Source organism: Actinobacillus lignieresii, assembly GCF_900444945.1.
Lineage (GTDB): Bacteria > Pseudomonadota > Gammaproteobacteria > Enterobacterales > Pasteurellaceae > Actinobacillus > Actinobacillus lignieresii.
Genome location: NZ_UFRM01000001.1, coordinates 2,076,525 through 2,093,946 on the forward strand (window position 1 = coordinate 2,076,525; position 17,422 = coordinate 2,093,946).

Here is a 17,422-nt window from a genome sequence, read left to right on the forward strand (position 1 = left end):
TATGTGGAATCTATTTCAGCAACCGGTCGAAAAAGAGTCGTTTGAATCTTGGGGAAAAATGTGTGATGATATTGCGAAAGTCGCATTATTGGCGTTGCCGGTAATCTTATATAGCAAAGAAGGGCTAGACTTTCGTTTAATCAATATTGTATTGCTACTATGCGCTACCTATCTATTTTTACTAGGCGGCAGAATTTGTCGTAAGAAATCATTTAAGGGGAAAAAAGTATGAGTTTAACTATCGCCTTAGCCGTATTTACATTAGTTGCCTTAGCATTTGTGTTTTGGCTAAATTATGCAGCAAAACACTCATAAGAATATAAAAAGCTGTAACCTCTGATTGTTACGGCTTTTTTATTTGCTAAAATTAGTGGCAACTGAATTTAAATAAGGAAAAAATTATGACTGCAAAATATAAAGTAATCGGTTTTGATCTGGACGGTACCTTGGTAAATACTCTGCCGGATTTAACTTTGGTGGCTAATTCGATGTTTGCCGAATACGGTTTACCAACTACGACGCAAGAGAAAGTCTTAACTTGGATTGGTAAAGGTGCGGATATTTTCTTTCAAAATGCGATTGCTTATACCGGACAAGTGTTTGATGCCCAAAAATTAGTGCAGTTACGTACCAGTTTCGATAAATATTATGCCGCTTACGTTTGCGAAGAAAGCGAGTTATATCCGAATGTAAAACAAACTTTAGAAACGTTGAGGGAACAAGGTTATACGTTGGTGGTGATTACCAATAAACCGACCAAATTGGTCGAGCCGGTATTAAGTGCGTTCGGGATTTTTGAATTGTTCAGCGAATATCTAGGCGGACAATCGTTACCGAAAATCAAACCGCATCCGGATCCGATGTTGCATATCTGTGAAAAATTTGCGATTCAGCCAAGTGAAATGTTATTTGTCGGTGATTCGGAAAATGACGTGATTGCCGCCAAAGCCGCCGGTTGTGATGTGGTCGGTTTAACTTACGGTTATAACTACAACGTGCCAATCGAGCAATCAAACCCAACCTTCGTTACCGGTGAATTTGCTGACGTATTGAAATTTGTTGGTTAATTCTACATATAACAAGCGGTCAAATTCCCTTAGTTTTTTGCAAAAAATTTCTGGAATTTGACCGCTTGTGCTTTTATCGAATGGCAATAAAGGCTAAGATAAGTCCATTCGTTTCTAATTTAACAAGAGATTATAAAAAATGACCAAACCTATTGTATTTAGTGGTGTGCAACCATCGGGCGAATTAACGATCGGGAATTATTTAGGCGCACTGCGTAATTGGGTGAAAATGCAAGACGATTACGATTGCCTTTTCTGTATCGTTGATTTACACGCGATTACCGTGCGTCAAGATCCGGTAGCGTTACGTAAAGCCTCTTTGGATGTGTTAGCACTTTATTTAGCTTGCGGTATCGATCCGAACAAAAGTACTATCTTTATCCAATCACACGTACCTGAACATACTCAATTAGCGTGGGTATTAAATTGCTATACTTACTTCGGCGAAATGAGCCGTATGACCCAATTTAAAGATAAATCTGCACGTTATGAAGAAAACGTGAACGTCGGTTTATTTACTTATCCGGTATTAATGGCGGCGGATATTTTACTTTATCAGGCAAATCATGTGCCGGTAGGCGATGACCAAAAACAACACTTAGAAATCACTCGTGATATTGCCAACCGTTTTAATGCGTTATACGGTAAAAAAGATGCGGAAGGTAATGTACTTGAGCCGGTTTTCCAAGTGCCGGAAGTTTTTATCGGTAAAGCCGGTGCGCGAGTGATGTCCTTACTTGAACCGACCAAAAAAATGTCGAAATCGGATGAGAATCGTAATAACGTCATCGGTTTATTAGAAGACCCGAAAGCGGTTGCGAAGAAAATCAAACGTGCGATGACTGACGGTGACGAGCCGCCTGTAGTACGTTACGACCGTGAAAATAAAGCCGGCGTATCAAACTTATTAGATATTCTTTCTGCAGTCAGCGGTAAAACCATTGCCGAATTAGAAGCCGAATTTGAAGGCAAAATGTACGGTCACTTGAAAACCGAAGTGGCGGAACAAATTTCTTCATTATTAACCGATCTTCAAGAACGTTATAACCACTTCCGTCAAGATGAAGCGTTACTCGAAAGAATCTTCCGCGAAGGTGCGGAAAAAGCGAGAGTTCGAGCAAGAAAAACACTTGATGAAGTGTATAAATTAGTTGGTTTCGTACAATAATTCTTAAAAGAAAATGCCCTTGTAAGTGAGATACAAGGGCATTTTTGTAGATTTTCGCGAAATTTGACCGCTTATTTTAATAAATCTTTCAGACTGGATTTCATTTTTGCCATTTGTTCTTGATAGATTTGCTGATTTTCCAATTCGTCCATTAAGTAATTGACCGCTTCCGACAGCGTCATTTCTTTTTCTTTGGCATATTTGGATAAGCGCAACCAGCTGGCGTATTCCAAATCGATCGACTTTTTCTTGGTGGTAATTTTTTCCGCATTGAAATAACGTTTACGTCTTGCTCGTACCGACTGACGCATTTTCTTACGTTGTTCGGCGGTCATTTCTTGTTTAATCCACTGTTCGATTTCTTCCGGAGAATGTTGAAGCGTGGTTAAAAGCTGAACTTTTAACTCAATTAAACTGGTTTCTTCATATTTGGTAATATTCTCGCCTTCACGATGTTTTTTCAGCAGATATTTCCATTTCCAATTCGCTTCTTGAATCTCTAATTTTTGATATCGCATTTTTATTTCATTCCCCTAGATTAACGCTTATCAGTATAGCGGAATTCTGTATAATAAACCAAATTTCTATTATGAGGCATTTTCGTGAATTTAACCCCATTAGCGTGGCAATCTTTAACGATTCGGCATCAATTTTCCGAAGCGTTTGATGCGGTACGTTTCTTTGATTTTCAACCCAATGCAAAGCAAGCGATTGATCTGTTTAAACGAGGGCGGTTCGGTTCGCTACTTGTGTTAAAAACAGAAACATTCCCCGAATTTATTAATGAAATCGAGCAGTATTTAACCCAAGACGTTCACACTAAAGTGATTACCAAAACCGAATTTAATAAAAATAATTTATTCGGTTACAGTATTTATTTGGAAAAAGAAAATAAAGTCGAAACGATTCAAGGGGCGATTCAAGATGCCGATCAGCATATTTTAATGCTGAATATCAACGCATTATTATTGGATATTACCCAATGGGATAAATTAAAGCAGGCATTATTATTCGGTTATTATGATCAACATTCGCTGAATCACATTCCTTATTTACTACCGAAGATTCAAACGAAATTTAAATTAGTATTAATCGGTAGCCGAGAAGATATTTCTATGTTAGCGGAATATGACGACGGTTTATATCAATTCGGACAATATGCCGAAATTGAATCTTATTTAAGTTTAGACGAAGAAAGTATCGAACTGTGGGGCGATTATGTGCAAAGTACGGCGCAAAGTTTAATCGGCAGAACTTTTTCCGATACGGCGTTAAGTCAGTTTTTACAAGCCTATGTGCGTGAAAGCGAAAGTCAGGAATTGGTTTCCATTTCGCCGACCTTATTAAAAAAACATTTATTAGGGCTGGCAAATTTTTATCCGAATACGACCGCTTTTAATCAAATTCAGCCGTATTTCAATTATTTGGAACAGCAATCTTCCGTGTTAAATAAATATACTACGCAAGATATTTTGACCAATCAGTTATATATTGAAACCGATGATGAAGAAATCGGACAAATAAACGGTTTATCGGTGATTGAATTTGAAGGTGTGCCGCATTCTTTTGGCGAGCCGTTGCGGATTAGCTGCAATGTGCAATACGGTGACGGCGAAATTACCGATATTGAGCGTAAAGTGGAATTAGGCGGTAACATTCATTCCAAAGGAATTATTATTGCGCAATCTTGCTTGGCGAATTTATTGGAATTTCCGACCCAATTACCGTTTTCCGCCTCACTGGCGTTCGAGCAATCTTACGGCGAGGTGGACGGCGACAGCTCTTCGTTGGCGATTTTCTGTGTGTTAATCAGTGCGTTGGCAAAATTACCGCTGCCGCAGTCGATTGCCGTTACCGGTTCTATCGATCAATTCGGCAACGTGTTGAGTGTCGGCGGTGTGAATCAGAAAATTGAAGGCTTCTTCAATATTTGCGAGGCGAGAGAATTAAACGGTAAGCAAGGGGTAATTATTCCGGCGACTTGTCTTTCGCATTTAAGTTTAAAAGCGGAAGTAATCGAAGCGGTTAAAGAAAAACGGTTCAATATTTGGGCGGTTAATAATGTTTTTGAAGCGATTCAAATTTTATTAAAGCAACATTTTTATGATGAAGATAAGCCTGAAAATAGCGATAAGCAATCGATCTTTAGCCTTATTCATCAATTAATCGAACAAGAGCAAAGCCGTGAGGAAAGCGGTTCGTTTTTCAGTAAAATTTTCCAAATTTTGCGTCGTCACTGATCCGACAAGTTCAGCGAACAGTTGTTCGCTAATTTAAAAGCCTGTACTATCGCTTCAAATCGGAAGCCCTGATAGTACGGGCTTTTTTGTTTGTCTATAGGAATAAAAAAATGAACACGTGTACACCTAATATTAAATCCAGCTATACCTATGAAGATTTATTAGCTTCAGGTCGCGGCGAGCTTTTCGGTAAAGAAGGCCCTCAATTACCGGCACCGACCATGCTGATGATGGATCGTATCAACCTAATGACCGAAAAAGGCGGTTTGTTTGATAAAGGTTACATTGAGGCGGAATTGGATATTCATCCGGACTTACCGTTTTTCGGTTGCCACTTTATCGGTGACCCGGTAATGCCGGGTTGTTTAGGTTTGGATGCGATGTGGCAATTAGTCGGTTTCTTCCTCGGCTGGATCGGCAGTAAAGGTAAAGGACGTGCGTTAGGTGTTGGCGAAGTGAAATTTACCGGACAAATTTTGCCGAATGCGAAAAAAGTGACTTACCGTATTCATATGAAACGTGTGATTAATCGTAAATTGGTTATGGGTATGGCGGACGGCGAAGTGGAAGTGGACGGTCGAGTGATTTATACCGCAACGGATTTAAAAGTCGGCTTATTTCAAGACACTTCCGCATTCTAATTTTGCGATCAAGATCGAATAACGAGCGGTAGTCGATTTTATTTATACCGCTTATCCAATAGTATTCTTCTTCGGGAGAATACTATTATGTTTTTTAAAGCCTTTACGCTTATCGAAAGTCTAATCACTTTATCTATTCTCATCATTTCGTTTTATCTTATTTCGCCGGTTATTTTTCAATTGCAAGACAGTCTTGCATTAGAGAATGAAATTGAAAACCTCCAATCTTTTATTTATCAAATTCAGGCTAAAGCCCGTTATCAAAAACAAAGTTATACGCTGACCGCTTCTCAAAACTTACAAACAAATAAGTGGTGCTTGATTGCGGTACGGAAGCAGCAGGATTCAACTCGAGAAATCATTTGTGATTGTTTGCATATCGAACAATGCCGTTTAAATCGGCATTTCTTTCTTTATCGCAATACTTATCCGAATATCATCTTAAAAAATCACAGCTTATATCCGAAATCATTACTGAATATTGACGGAACGGCAGGGCGTTTGGAATCGAAATGTTTAGCGTTAAGCTTAAACCGAGCGAGCAAAATTCTACAATTTGATCAATGGGGGCGAGTGTATGTCGTACAAAAAGACAAGCGCAGTCATTGTAAAGATTAAGTGGAGAGCAATCACGGCGGTTGAAATGTTGGTCGCTTTGTTTCTAGCGGTCGGATTATTAACGGCAATTTCCAATTTATACGCTCAATTCTATCAAACCAAACTAAAACAAAATGAGTTGCTGATGTTACAGAAAGAAAGCCATCAGCTACTGACTTACTTACAACAGCATATTCAGCATTTGGGCTATCAGGGAGCTTCACGGCAGCAAACTAATTTTCACCTGTTTGAGCAAGACAATAAACGTTATGCAATTGATCTTAACGGACAGTGTTTTATCTTTTTCTATGATTTGAATCACGACGGCTGCTTAGGAAAACGGGCGACCAAACATTCTTCGTGTATTAACCGACAGACGAATCAAACGAAAGATCTGGCGAAAGAAGTATTCGGTATTAAGCTGGAACGTAAATCACTCTATATTTACGATAAAAATAACCTTGAGCATTGTTCTCGGCAAGAGTGTCGGCAATTATTAAACGCTTGTCGAGAGAAGTGGCGAAGATTCACTTCCGAAGACGATTATTGGGTTGAGCGGTTACATTTTACTTGGCTGGAAGAACCGAAATTATTACGTATCGCTTTAAAACTCACTTCTAAAAAGCAAAAGCTAGTCAGTTATGAAGCGAGCGGTTTGGTTTATATTTTAAATCATTGAGAAGATAAAATGCGCTACCGTAATTTTAAAGCAACCGTTTTATTGGTCGGTTTAATGTCTCTTTCCGGCGTTTTAACGCTTATCTTTTTGGCGAGAGAGAAGTTTATCGGCTACGAACGGCATTCCAATCATTATTATCAACAATATTTAAGCGACAAAATGGCATTATTCAAGCGTTCCGCAGTTTATGAAGATAATGAATGTCGGCAGACAAAGCGTAATGAAATTAATATCGAATTAACGTATTCCGTTTATCAATTTCATTGCGAGAAATCGTCATTTTTTATCGGCAATCTTCCGAGTAAAAAAACGGTGGTTTTCGAGCAAATTTCCGATTATTTAAGGCTGAATGAAACGATACCGATTACACAAATAAACACTTTAGCCGAGCTTCCCCCGACCAGTCCGACCGAACCGAAAATTGTGGTTGTAACACAAGATATTGATGAAAAATTAACTCGGGATTTTTACGGTATCTTGATTACGCAGCATCATTTTAATTTGAAAAACGGCGCGAAAATGTACGGTGTGCTTTATACCACGCAGGAGAGTGATAAAAGTAACCGATACGTTACTTATAGCCGTGAAGTGGTGAAGTATTTTGACGAACATTATTCAATTTGGCATTTTTTGCCGTATTCAAGGAATTTGTTACATGCAAAATAGGTTATATACGGCGGAAACCTTGCTCGGTGTATTAATCGGGATAACATTGTTTACACTCATTTGGTTTACTTTTTCTCATTGGCAACAACGACAGATCGCGCGCATTAACGCTAATTATCAGCGCCAGCAAGCTCTTCAAATTATCGAGAACCAGATCGCATTACAATTAGCCGGCAAACCTTGTGAAACGCAGACAAGACAAAATGGCATCACTTTTCGGATTGAATGCACAAAAGGTAAGATTCAAGTCAATTTCCCGCTTGGGCAAGCGGTTATTTTTGAGTGAAATTTTGCAAAAAATACGGAAAAAACGACCGCTTATCGGCAAAGGAAAGAGATTGAATCCGTTAGGTTTTTAGTGGACAATCATTCCGTTATACAAGGAGCTACTATGTTCACGGTCTTTTTCTCGCAAAAACTTTCATCTTTAGCCGCATTACTTATCCGTTTACAACAAAACAACCCGAATCCCAATCCGTTCGAGCCGGAAACCGTCTTAGTACAAAGTGTCGGAATGGCGCAATGGCTGCAAATGCAAATTGCCGATCAAACCGGTGTCGCTGCTCATTATCAATTCCCGTTTCCGACCAGTTTTTTATGGCAACAATATCGTGTGCTGTTTCCGGAATTGCCGAAAGAGAATATTTTTGAAAGAGAAAGCGTAACTTGGCGCTTAATGCGTTTAATTCCGAAGTATTTAGAGAAAGCGGAATTTGAATCGCTTAATCTCTATTTAAATAAAGATGCTCGCCAGTACCCGTTAAAGCTATATCAATTAGCCGGCAAAATTGCCGATTTATTCGACCAATATTTAGTTTACCGTCCGCATTGGCTGGTCCATTGGGAAAGCAATCGGATTGAAGCGGTATTAAACGAGATTTTAGCCGCAATTGCGTTTAGAGAAAAAAATGAACGGGATATTTTAGCGAATTTACGCTGGCAATCGATGTTATGGAATGCATTAATTGAAGACATTAAAGCCGATAGCGACGAAGAAGTCTTTATGACCTCTCATCGTGCTTATTTACAACAACAATATTTTGAGAAATTGGATAATTTAACCGAGTCCGAGAAATTGAAATTACCTAAGCGTATCTTTGTCTTCGGTATTTCTTCACTGCCGGCGACACAGCTTGCGGTATTGAAAAAACTAAGTGAACATTGCGAAGTTTATCTGTTCTTTTTAGATCCGAGCCAAGAATATTGGGCGGAGAGTGTGGAAGATAAAACGTTAGAGAAACTGGCGTTAAAACGGCAACTTTCGCAACAGGATCTCGATGCGTTATTGGCGGAACAAGGCAATCAATTGCTGACGATGTGGGGTAAGCAAGGACGTGAATTTCTTGTGCAATTAGTCGAACAAGAACCGGATAACACGATAGAAGTGTTTGATGAATACGAAGGCGATTCCAATCTGATTAAACTAAAAAATGCCATTTTAAATTTTAATAACGAACAGCGATTCGAGCTTGCCGAACAGGATCGGTCGATACAAATTCACGCTTGCCATAGTGTGATGCGAGAGGTTGAGGTACTGCATAATCAATTATTACAAATGTTTGAGCGAAATCCGACGCTTGCGCCTAAAGATATTATTGTGATGTCGGCGGATATTGATAAATACGCGCCTTATATTAATGCGGTATTTGCTCGTTATGAAAAAGGCGATAAGCGTTATATTCCGTTTACCCTTTCCGACCAAAAAGTAACCGCTATCGATCCGATTATTGCCGGCTTTTTAACGCTTTTAAATCTGAAAGAAAGTGATTTTAGTGCGGAATCGTTGTTGGATTTATTAGATGTAAAGGCATTGCGAGAACGTTTTAATTTACAAGAGCAAGATCTGCAAACCTTGCGCCATTGGGTTAATCAAGTCGGGATTCGTTTCGGGCTGCATATTCAACAAGATGACTGGCAGAATCATAATACGTGGGAAAACGGTTTAACCCGTTTATTGCTTGGCACCAGCTTAAAAGCGGAATCCGGCATTTGGCAGGATAGTGTCGCATTTAACGAGAGTTACGGTTTATCGGCGACATTAGTTGGCTTTTTGGCAAAATTTATCGAAAATTTGACCGCTTGGTACGAGTTTATTCAACAAGATCATACGCTTGAGGAATGGAAGGCTCGTATTCAAAAATTAATCGGCGAATTTTACCAAGAATCGAACGAAAGTTTGGATGCGCTCCTGTTATTGAATAGCACGTTGGAGGAAGTGGCGAATAAGGCGGAACAGGCGGAGTTTAGCGAAAGTATCGGGATTGAAATAATACGCTTATTGCTGGAAGACAAACTGAATCAACAGCAAAGCAGCTTGCAGTTTTTAGCCGGTAAAGTGAATTTCTGTACCTTATTACCGATGCGTGCCATCCCGTTTAAAGTGGTTTGTTTACTGGGGATGAATGAGGCGGATTTTCCTCGCCAACATTCGGTCAATAGTTTTGACTTAATGCAATACGCCCCGAAACGAGGCGACCGAGCCAGACGAGATGACGACCGCTATTTATTTTTAGAAGCGTTACTTTCGGCGCAAGAGATTTTTTATCTAAGTTATATCGGACAATCGACCACCGATAATAAGCAGCGATTGCCGTCGGTACTGGTTTCGCAGTTATTGGATTATTTAGCGGAGCATTTAACCGAACAAGCCCGTTTACAAGCGAGTGAGAAAGATCGTTTTTCCGAAGCATTATTTTGGCAAAAAATGGTGGTACAACAACCGCTTACCGTATTTAGTCCGAAGAACTTTACGCCGCAATACGGTTCTTATGATAAAGAGTGGTTATTGGAACAGCAACACGAACCGTTAGCGGATTTTCTAAATAAGTCGTTCGATTTAAAAGCGGAGATACCGACCGAGATTAATCTTGAAGATTTAATTGCCTTTGTAAGTAATCCGATTAAGTACTTCTTTAATCACCAATTAGGTGTTTATTTCCGCAATGATGAAGAAAGTATCGCAGAGAGCGAAAAATTCTCGCTTAGTGATTTGGACGATTATCAATTACGTGATCAGCTGGTGACATTGGAACCGGCGGAACGAGAGGCATTTTTTAAGCAAGAGCAATTAAAAGGTAATTTGCCAATTTCTAATTTTGCTAAGGTTTCTCAACAAGCATTGGAAGATTCGATCAATGAATTACGAGAGCTTATTAAGCCTTATTTAGGTGAAAGCGAAATCGTAGAAATCGAACAATTATTCGAAGTAAATCAGTTGAAAATTCATTTATTCGGTAATATCCAAAATAAATTTGCCAATGAAATTGTGTTTTGGAAAGTCGGCTCGTTGAAAGATAAAGATTATATTCGTTTGTGGATTTATTACCTGTTAATTCAAGCTCAAGGTTTAAATCTCGAGTTGAAAGCAATTGCCCGTAGTAAAGAGAAGGCGGAGATATTCCGATTCAATCAAGTTAGTGCGGAACAAGCCTTTTCTCAATTACAAACTTATATTTCCGCTTATGTAACGTCTTTTAGACAATTAACGTGGGGGATTTGGACGGATTTAGACAACTATTTTGAGAAGCTGTCCGATGAACAAAATGTGGCGGAATATTGCCAGCAACAATTATCCGCATTAATGGATAAGCAGTATTTTGAGAAAAGTTACTTACAACGAGTGTTACAACAAAGTTCACAATTGGATTACGCCCAAATTCATACCGTGACCTTGGAATGGTTCGAATTAATGCAACAAAGTAAACCGACAAAAACCAAAATTAAGGAGAAGAAATGAGAAAGAATATGATTTCTCGTGCCATCAGCTACGCATTATCCGCCACTTTTGCGTTGGGGATAGCGTTGCCGACCTTTGCAAATAATCCGCAAAATCAGACCGCTTCCGGTGAACAAAAAATGCTGCCGATAAAAGCAGCCGGTTTTGAAGTTTTAGCGCAAACTATTAATAAAAGTCCTAACGATAAGGCGATTTATCAAGCGATTCGTTTGCAAAACGGTATGACGGTGTTACTGATTTCCGATGAAAAAGCGAATAAATCGTTGATGTCGTTAGCTATACCTATCGGCTCGATGGAAGATCCGCAACAGCAACAGGGTTTAGCACACTATTTGGAACATATGATCTTAATGGGATCAAAACAGTTCCCTGAAACCAACAGTTTAGATCAGTTCTTGACGAAAAACGGCGGCTACAATAATGCTTCGACCACTTCGGATCGAACCGCTTATTATTTGGAGGTAAATAATAATGCGTTTGACGAAGCGGTCGCTCGTTTGGCGGATGCGTTTGCTCAACCGTTGTTATCGGAAAGCAATGCGAAGAAAGAAGTGAATGCAGTAAATGCCGAAATGGTACGAGCTAAATCGAGTGACGGGCATCTATTGCATAGCGTGAATTTAGCTACCGCTAATCCGGCTCACCCGATTACCAAGTTTGCGGTCGGCAATAATCAAACTTTATCGGATAAAGAGAACAGTAAATTACAAGCGGAATTGGAACAATTTTATCAGCGTTATTATTCCGCCAACCTAGTTAAAGCGGTGTTGTATTCCAATCAATCCGTCGAGCAATTAGCCGCTTTAGCCGAACGTACTTTAGGTAAAATGCAGAATAAAAATCTGAACGTACCGATGGTGGATATGCCGTTCTTCCGTGCGGAAGATAAAGGCGTGTTGATCGAGTATAAACCGGTTCAACCGACTAAATTACTGTCCGTTTCATTTGATATGCCGAATGACGAGGACAAATTCGCCCATAAAACCGGCGAATATTTAGCTTATGTCTTTAGCAATAATACCGAAGGAACGCTTTCCGATTATTTGATAAAACAAGGCTTATCCGATAGCGGTATTGCAGCCGTGCCGAGTGCGAACGTCAGTCGAAATCGAGGCGATTTTACCTTTTATGTCGCATTAACCGATAAAGGGCTGTCGGAACAAGATAAAGTGATTTCGTTGATTTTTCAGCAAATCGAACAAGTGAAAAAAGACGGCATCCAAGAAAGCTATTTCAATGAAGTGCGTGAGAGCTTAAAGCAGGATTTCCAACATCTGCAAGTAGAGAAAAACGGCAATTATATTGAAGCGTTGGCAGAGCAAATGTTGCACTATCCGGTCGAGCATATTTTAGACTCGGCTTATGTGGTCGGTGCGATGGACAGTGAGGCAATTAAAGCCAAATTGGCGGCAATGACATTAGATAACGCACGCATTTTAGTTGTGTCCGAGCAAGCGAAAACCGATAAAAAAACACCGTATTTTGAAGCCGGTTATAGCGTTAGAAAATTTAGCGATGCCGAGAAAACACAATGGTTGGATTTTAGTCACAATCCGTCGCTTAAATTACCGGAGTTGAATCCTTACTTTGCGACCGATTTTTCACTGATTAAACCGAGTGACGAACGTAAAGTGCCGAAAGCCTTGGTAAGTAATGAGGGCAAAGCGATTTATGCGATGCCGAGCCAGTATTTTGCTCAAGATCCGAAAGTTATCGTTTCCGTCAGCTTATCCATTATGCCGAAAAGTGACGATTTAACAGAGGCGGTCAGTGCGACTTTGTTAGGTTATATGAATAATCTGGCGCAAACGAAATTAGCTTTCCAAACGGCGGTAGCAGGGATGCAAGCGGGGGTAAGTCCTTATCCGAACGGGATTTCGATTGAAGCGGCGGGTTATACCCAACATTTAGCGAAATTAATCGGCGATACGCTAACACAATTTAAAACCTTTGAATTAAGTGAAGCGGTTTTAACTCAAGCAAAACAGAGAGCATTTGAAGCGTTAGACGGTTTAAGTAAAGCAAGCAGTCTTACTCAAGCAAATGCGGCGATTAGCAATTTTGCCGCTTATCCGTATTTTGAAGAAGACAAACAGCGTAAAGCGTTAAACGAGATGACGCTGAGCGATGTAAAATCGATTCGAGATAAACTTTTAGAAAAATCGACCGGAGTGAGTATTTTATCGGTCGGTAATCTTACGGATAAACAAGTGGAAAACTTGGCAAGCGAGATTAACGCTATTGTTAAAAACAGCGAAACGGAACGGGGCAGAGGGCGTTATTTAGATTTAAATGACAGCACCCGCAAATTAAATTACATCAAAAACGTGCCGCATGAAGATAATGCGTTAAGTATTACTTACCTTGCTAAAGGTTATGATGAATTAGCCGGTTCTGCTAGAGCGAATTTATTACGAGATATTATCGGGCGTTGGTATTTTGACGATTTACGTACTGAGAAACAGCTCGGTTATGTGGTGTCGGCAACTAATACCAAATTGGGTAAAACCGCCGGTATGCGCTTTATGGTGCAAAGCCCGAATAAGACACCTGCGGGCATTATGCAGCATAACCAACGCTTTTTTGCAGAAAGTTTAACAAAATTGACCGCTTTATCGGAGCAGGAATTTGTGAAATATAGAGACAGTTTAATCGAGAAATTACAGCGTAAGCCGGAATCGTTAAACCAAGAGTTTTCACAGTTCACGTTTGACTTTAATCGCCGCAATGACCTGTTCAACCAACGTGCGAAAATGATCGAAGCGGTAAGACAGCTCACTCGACAAGATATTGTGGATTTTTATAAACACACCGTGATTGAGCAGCAAGGCTTTGCATTTATAAGCCAAGCGTTAGGTACGAAAACGAAAGCTGAAGATGCAGTTAAACCGGCGGGCTATGAAAAAGTGGAAAGTATCGAACAAATACAAAAACAATTCCCGGTTAAATACTATTAAATCGCCCTCTACAAGTGGTTAAAAAAGACCTAAATTTTACCATTGTAGAAAAACAAAAGGCTTAGCAAATTCGCTAAGCCTTTTTAATCTTTAGTGTTTACCTAAGTTAGAGAAGAAGTTTTTCACGCTATCTAAAAAACCTTCTTGCTGCGGACGATGTTTACTTTTACCGGCTAAACTTTCTTCCAGCTTACGTAATAAGTCTTTTTGCTCGTCATTTAACGCAACCGGTGTTTCCACCACTACTTTGCAAATTAAATCGCCTGCATAACCGCCGCGTGGACTTGTCACGCCTTTGCCTCTCACTCGGAATAATTTGCCGGTTTGGGTTTCCGCCGGAATTTTCAGTTTTAATTTGCCGTCGAGCGTCGGTACTTCAATCTCACCGCCTAATGCCGCCATCGTAAAGCTGATTGGCACTTCGCAGTAAAGATTTGAGCCGTCACGCTCAAAGATCTCGTGTTCACGTACATGAATTACTACGTATAAATCACCTGCCGGCGCACCGTTCTCGCCTGCCGCACCTTCGCCGGATAAACGAAGTTGGTTACCGGTGTCCACACCCGCCGGAATGGTTACCGATAGGTTTTTCGCTTTCTGAACACGTCCGTCACCGTGGCAAGATTTGCAAGGTTTTTCAATTTTCTTACCGCTTCCGTGACAGCTCGGACAAACCGCTTCCGTCACAAAGAAACCTTGCTGACGGCGGATTCTGCCCGAACCGTGACAGTGCGAACAGGTTTCCACTTTCGAACCTTTTTCCGCGCCCGAACCGTGGCAGGTATCACATTCTGCTAATGTTGAAATGCGAATATCTTTTTTACAGCCTTTAACCGCTTCTTCCAGAGAGATTTCAATGTCGTAACGTAAATCATCGCCACGTACGACACGATTACGGCGACCACCGCCGCCAAATCCGCCGCCGAACATTTCGCTAAAGATGTCTTCAAAGCCACCGAAACCGCCTCCGCCGAAGCCACCGCCAAATCCGCCGGCACCACCGCCTTGTTCAAAAGCAGCATGACCGTATTGATCGTATGCAGCACGTTTTTCAGCATCGCCTAACACTTCATAGGCTTCGTTGATTTCTTTAAATTTTTCTTCTGCGTCTTTACTGCCTTGGTTTTTATCCGGGTGATGTTTTGATGCTAAACGTTTATACGCACGTTTAATATCATTCTCACTCGCCCCTTTCTGTAAACCAAGGACTTCGTAGTAATCTTTTTTTGCCATAGTGTTTCGTTTGTAATCGTACAAAATTGTAACTGTGATTGATTACCCTCGCCCCTTGTGGGAGAGGGAAAGATTTTCTTCGTTTAGAAGAAAATCAGGGAGAGGGGGAAGCGGATGTATTTTGTAAAAAATTTGCGAAATATAACCGCCTGTTTCCCCTCTCTCTGCAAGAAATTGTCGTTCACAATTTCTTGCTGTCTCTCTCCCTCAGGAGGAGAGAGTGAGTTTTTATATACACCAAAAGGGCGTGTTGCCACGCCCTTTGATTTTACGATTTGAGCGTAAAAGATTATTTATTATCTTTCACTTCTTCAAACTCAGCATCCACTACGCCGTCATCTTTTTTCGCTTGTGGTTGTTCGCCGCCCGCTTGCTGTGCTTTAGCTTGAACCGCTTGCATTAAAGGTTCGGACGCTTTGATTAACGCTTCGGTTTTCGCATTGATTTCCGCTTTGTCATCGCCTTTCGCTGCTTTTTCTAAGTCTGCGATAGCCGCTTCGATTTTCGCTTTATCGTCTGCATTTAACGCATCGCCAGCCTCTTCGATTTGTTTACGAGTTGCGTGTGCAATACCGTCCGCTTGGTTACGTGCTTGAACTAACTCTTCGAATTTTTTATCCGCTTCTGCGTTAGCTTCCGCATCACGAACCATTTGTTCGATTTCTTCGTCAGATAAACCTGAAGATGCTTGGATACGAATTTGTTGTTCTTTACCTGTGTTTTTATCTTTCGCAGATACGTTGATTACACCGTTCGCATCGATATCGAAAGTTACTTCGATTTGCGGCATACCACGTGGTGCCGGGTTAATACCTTCAAGGTTGAATTGACCTAAAGATTTGTTCGCAGACGCTTGTTTACGCTCACCTTGTAATACGTGGATTGTTACTGCCGATTGGTTGTCTTCCGCAGTTGAGAACACTTGTGATTTCTTCGTTGGAATCGTAGTGTTTTTCTCGATTAACACCGTCATCACGCCGCCCATGGTTTCGATACCTAAAGATAATGGCGTAACGTCTAATAAAAGAACGTCTTTTACATCACCTTTTAATACACCGCCTTGAACCGCAGCACCGATTGCTACCGCTTCATCCGGGTTCACGTCTTTACGTGCTTCTTTACCGAAGAATTCAGCCACTTTTTGTTGTACTAAAGGCATACGTGTTTGACCACCAACGAGGATAATGTCGTTGATTTCATTCACTGATTTACCTGCGTCTTTTAATACGGTTTTAAGTGACTCGATTGAGCTTGCAACTAAATCTTCTACTAATGCTTCTAATTTCGCACGGGTTACGTTGATCGCTAAGTGTTTAGGACCTGTCGCATCCGCTGTGATATACGGAAGATTTACTTCGGTAGATTGTGCTGAAGAAAGTTCGATTTTCGCTTTTTCCGCCGCTTCTTTCACACGTTGTAATGCCATTGGGTCGTTGCGTAAATCAACGCCTTGTTCTTTTTTGAACTCGTCAATGATGTAGTCGATTACACGGTTATCGAAGTCTTCACCACCTAGGTGAGTGTTACCACCGGTTGCTAATACTTCAAATGTTTGTTCGCCGTCGAAGTTATCGATTTCGATGATTGAGATATCGAATGTACCACCACCCAAGTCGTAAACTGCGATCACTTGGTTTTCTTTAGTTGAACCTAAACCGAACGCTAACGCTGCTGCTGTCGGTTCGTTGATGATACGTTTAACATCTAAACCTGCGATACGACCTGCATCAATTGTTGCTTGACGTTGCGCATCGTTAAAGTATGCCGGTACAGTGATAACCGCTTCAGTTACCGCTTCACCAAGGAAATCTTCCGCTGTTTTTTTCATTTTTTTCAACACTTCTGCTGAAATTTGCGGTGGTGCTAATTTGTCACCTTTTACGTTTACCCATGCATCGCCGTTGTCGGCACGTGTGATTTCGAAAGGCATAATTTTAATATCGCGTTGTACTTCTTCACTTTCAAAACGACGACCGATTAAACGTTTGATTGCAAATAATGTATTTTTCGGGTTTGTAATCGCCTGACGTTTTGCCGGTTGACCAACTAACGTTTCGTTATCCGTATAAGCAATGATTGACGGAGTTGTACGTGCACCTTCCGCATTCTCGATTACACGTGCTTTGTCACCGTCCATTACCGCTACACAAGAGTTTGTTGTACCTAAGTCAATACCAATGATTTTACCCATTTTAAAATTCCTCTGAATATAAATTTGTTTGATTACGTTTTCGTAACGTTACCCACAAGATGGTGTTCTTTCACAACTTTTCAAGGCTACATTTGAAATTTTCTTGCAAGTATTTTTGAAAAAAGAAACGGGACGTTCCACGTTCCCGTTCAGACGAAACAATAAATAGGGATGAAAATGAAATGATCAAGGGCGTAAAATAAATTTTTGTAAGATTTTTGAATAAAACGGACAAAAAAGCCCGTTC

The 17,422-nt window shown here is 40.5% G+C and carries 14 protein-coding genes; 11 read left to right on the plus strand and 3 right to left on the minus strand.

The window, feature by feature from the left end; translation table 11 throughout:
* Nucleotide 1 precedes the first annotated feature (1 nt).
* The 3 genes from DY200_RS09855 to trpS all read left to right on the plus strand — a co-directional run bounded on the left by DY200_RS09855 (nucleotide 2) and on the right by trpS (nucleotide 2,235).
* Entirely contained in the window at nucleotides 2–232 is a 231-nt protein-coding gene (locus tag DY200_RS09855; protein ID WP_005599594.1) for a hypothetical protein, read from the plus strand.
* Nucleotides 233–401: 169 nt separating this feature from the next.
* Nucleotides 402–1,067, plus strand: coding sequence for a phosphoglycolate phosphatase (locus DY200_RS09860; RefSeq protein WP_115587844.1), 666 nt, complete (start codon nucleotides 402–404; stop codon nucleotides 1,065–1,067).
* Between the two features lie 139 nt (nucleotides 1,068–1,206).
* On the plus strand, nucleotides 1,207–2,235 hold the full coding sequence (trpS, locus tag DY200_RS09865; protein WP_115587845.1) for a tryptophan--tRNA ligase: 1,029 nt from the start codon (nucleotides 1,207–1,209) through the stop codon (nucleotides 2,233–2,235).
* A gap of 71 nt (nucleotides 2,236–2,306) precedes the next feature.
* Here the strand turns inward: trpS and matP are convergent, their stop codons facing one another.
* Nucleotides 2,307–2,753, minus strand: coding sequence for a macrodomain Ter protein MatP (gene matP, locus DY200_RS09870; RefSeq protein ID WP_005599586.1), 447 nt, complete (start codon nucleotides 2,751–2,753; stop codon nucleotides 2,307–2,309).
* An 84-nt stretch (nucleotides 2,754–2,837) separates the two neighbouring features.
* Between matP and DY200_RS09875 the strand changes: the two genes are divergently transcribed.
* The 8 genes from DY200_RS09875 to ptrA all read left to right on the plus strand — a co-directional run bounded on the left by DY200_RS09875 (nucleotide 2,838) and on the right by ptrA (nucleotide 13,751).
* Nucleotides 2,838–4,475, plus strand: coding sequence for an AAA family ATPase (locus DY200_RS09875; protein WP_115587846.1), 1,638 nt, complete (start codon nucleotides 2,838–2,840; stop codon nucleotides 4,473–4,475).
* Between the two features lie 110 nt (nucleotides 4,476–4,585).
* Nucleotides 4,586–5,116, plus strand: a complete 531-nt coding sequence (gene fabA / locus DY200_RS09880) for a bifunctional 3-hydroxydecanoyl-ACP dehydratase/trans-2-decenoyl-ACP isomerase (RefSeq protein WP_115587847.1) — start codon at nucleotides 4,586–4,588, stop codon at nucleotides 5,114–5,116.
* Between the two features lie 87 nt (nucleotides 5,117–5,203).
* Complete coding sequence (locus DY200_RS09885; protein ID WP_115587848.1) at nucleotides 5,204–5,734, plus strand: pilus assembly FimT family protein; 531 nt, start codon at nucleotides 5,204–5,206, stop codon at nucleotides 5,732–5,734.
* 25 nt (nucleotides 5,735–5,759) lie between these two features.
* Entirely contained in the window at nucleotides 5,760–6,392 is a 633-nt protein-coding gene (locus DY200_RS09890) for a hypothetical protein (protein WP_115587849.1), read from the plus strand.
* A 9-nt stretch (nucleotides 6,393–6,401) separates the two neighbouring features.
* Complete coding sequence (locus DY200_RS09895) at nucleotides 6,402–7,058, plus strand: DUF2572 family protein (RefSeq protein WP_115587850.1); 657 nt, start codon at nucleotides 6,402–6,404, stop codon at nucleotides 7,056–7,058.
* The gene (locus DY200_RS09900) at nucleotides 7,048–7,344 is read left to right on the plus strand and encodes a DUF5374 domain-containing protein (RefSeq protein ID WP_115587851.1); all 297 of its coding nucleotides are present in this window, start codon (nucleotides 7,048–7,050) and stop codon (nucleotides 7,342–7,344) included. Before DY200_RS09895 ends, DY200_RS09900 begins: the two co-directional genes overlap by 11 nt.
* A 105-nt stretch (nucleotides 7,345–7,449) precedes the next feature.
* On the plus strand, nucleotides 7,450–10,794 hold the full coding sequence (recC, locus tag DY200_RS09905) for an exodeoxyribonuclease V subunit gamma (protein WP_115587852.1): 3,345 nt from the start codon (nucleotides 7,450–7,452) through the stop codon (nucleotides 10,792–10,794).
* An 8-nt stretch (nucleotides 10,795–10,802) separates the two neighbouring features.
* Nucleotides 10,803–13,751 (plus strand): pitrilysin, encoded by a 2,949-nt coding sequence (gene ptrA, locus DY200_RS09910; RefSeq protein ID WP_172539930.1) that lies wholly within the window; start codon nucleotides 10,803–10,805, stop codon nucleotides 13,749–13,751.
* A gap of 90 nt (nucleotides 13,752–13,841) precedes the next feature.
* On the opposite strand, the gene dnaJ is transcribed toward ptrA, so the two are convergent.
* Both dnaJ and dnaK read right to left on the minus strand, forming a co-directional pair.
* Nucleotides 13,842–14,984, minus strand: coding sequence for a molecular chaperone DnaJ (gene dnaJ / locus DY200_RS09915; RefSeq protein ID WP_115587854.1), 1,143 nt, complete (start codon nucleotides 14,982–14,984; stop codon nucleotides 13,842–13,844).
* A gap of 289 nt (nucleotides 14,985–15,273) precedes the next feature.
* Entirely contained in the window at nucleotides 15,274–17,175 is a 1,902-nt protein-coding gene (gene dnaK / locus DY200_RS09925; RefSeq protein ID WP_115587855.1) for a molecular chaperone DnaK, read from the minus strand.
* Between the last annotated feature and the right edge of the window lie 247 nt (nucleotides 17,176–17,422).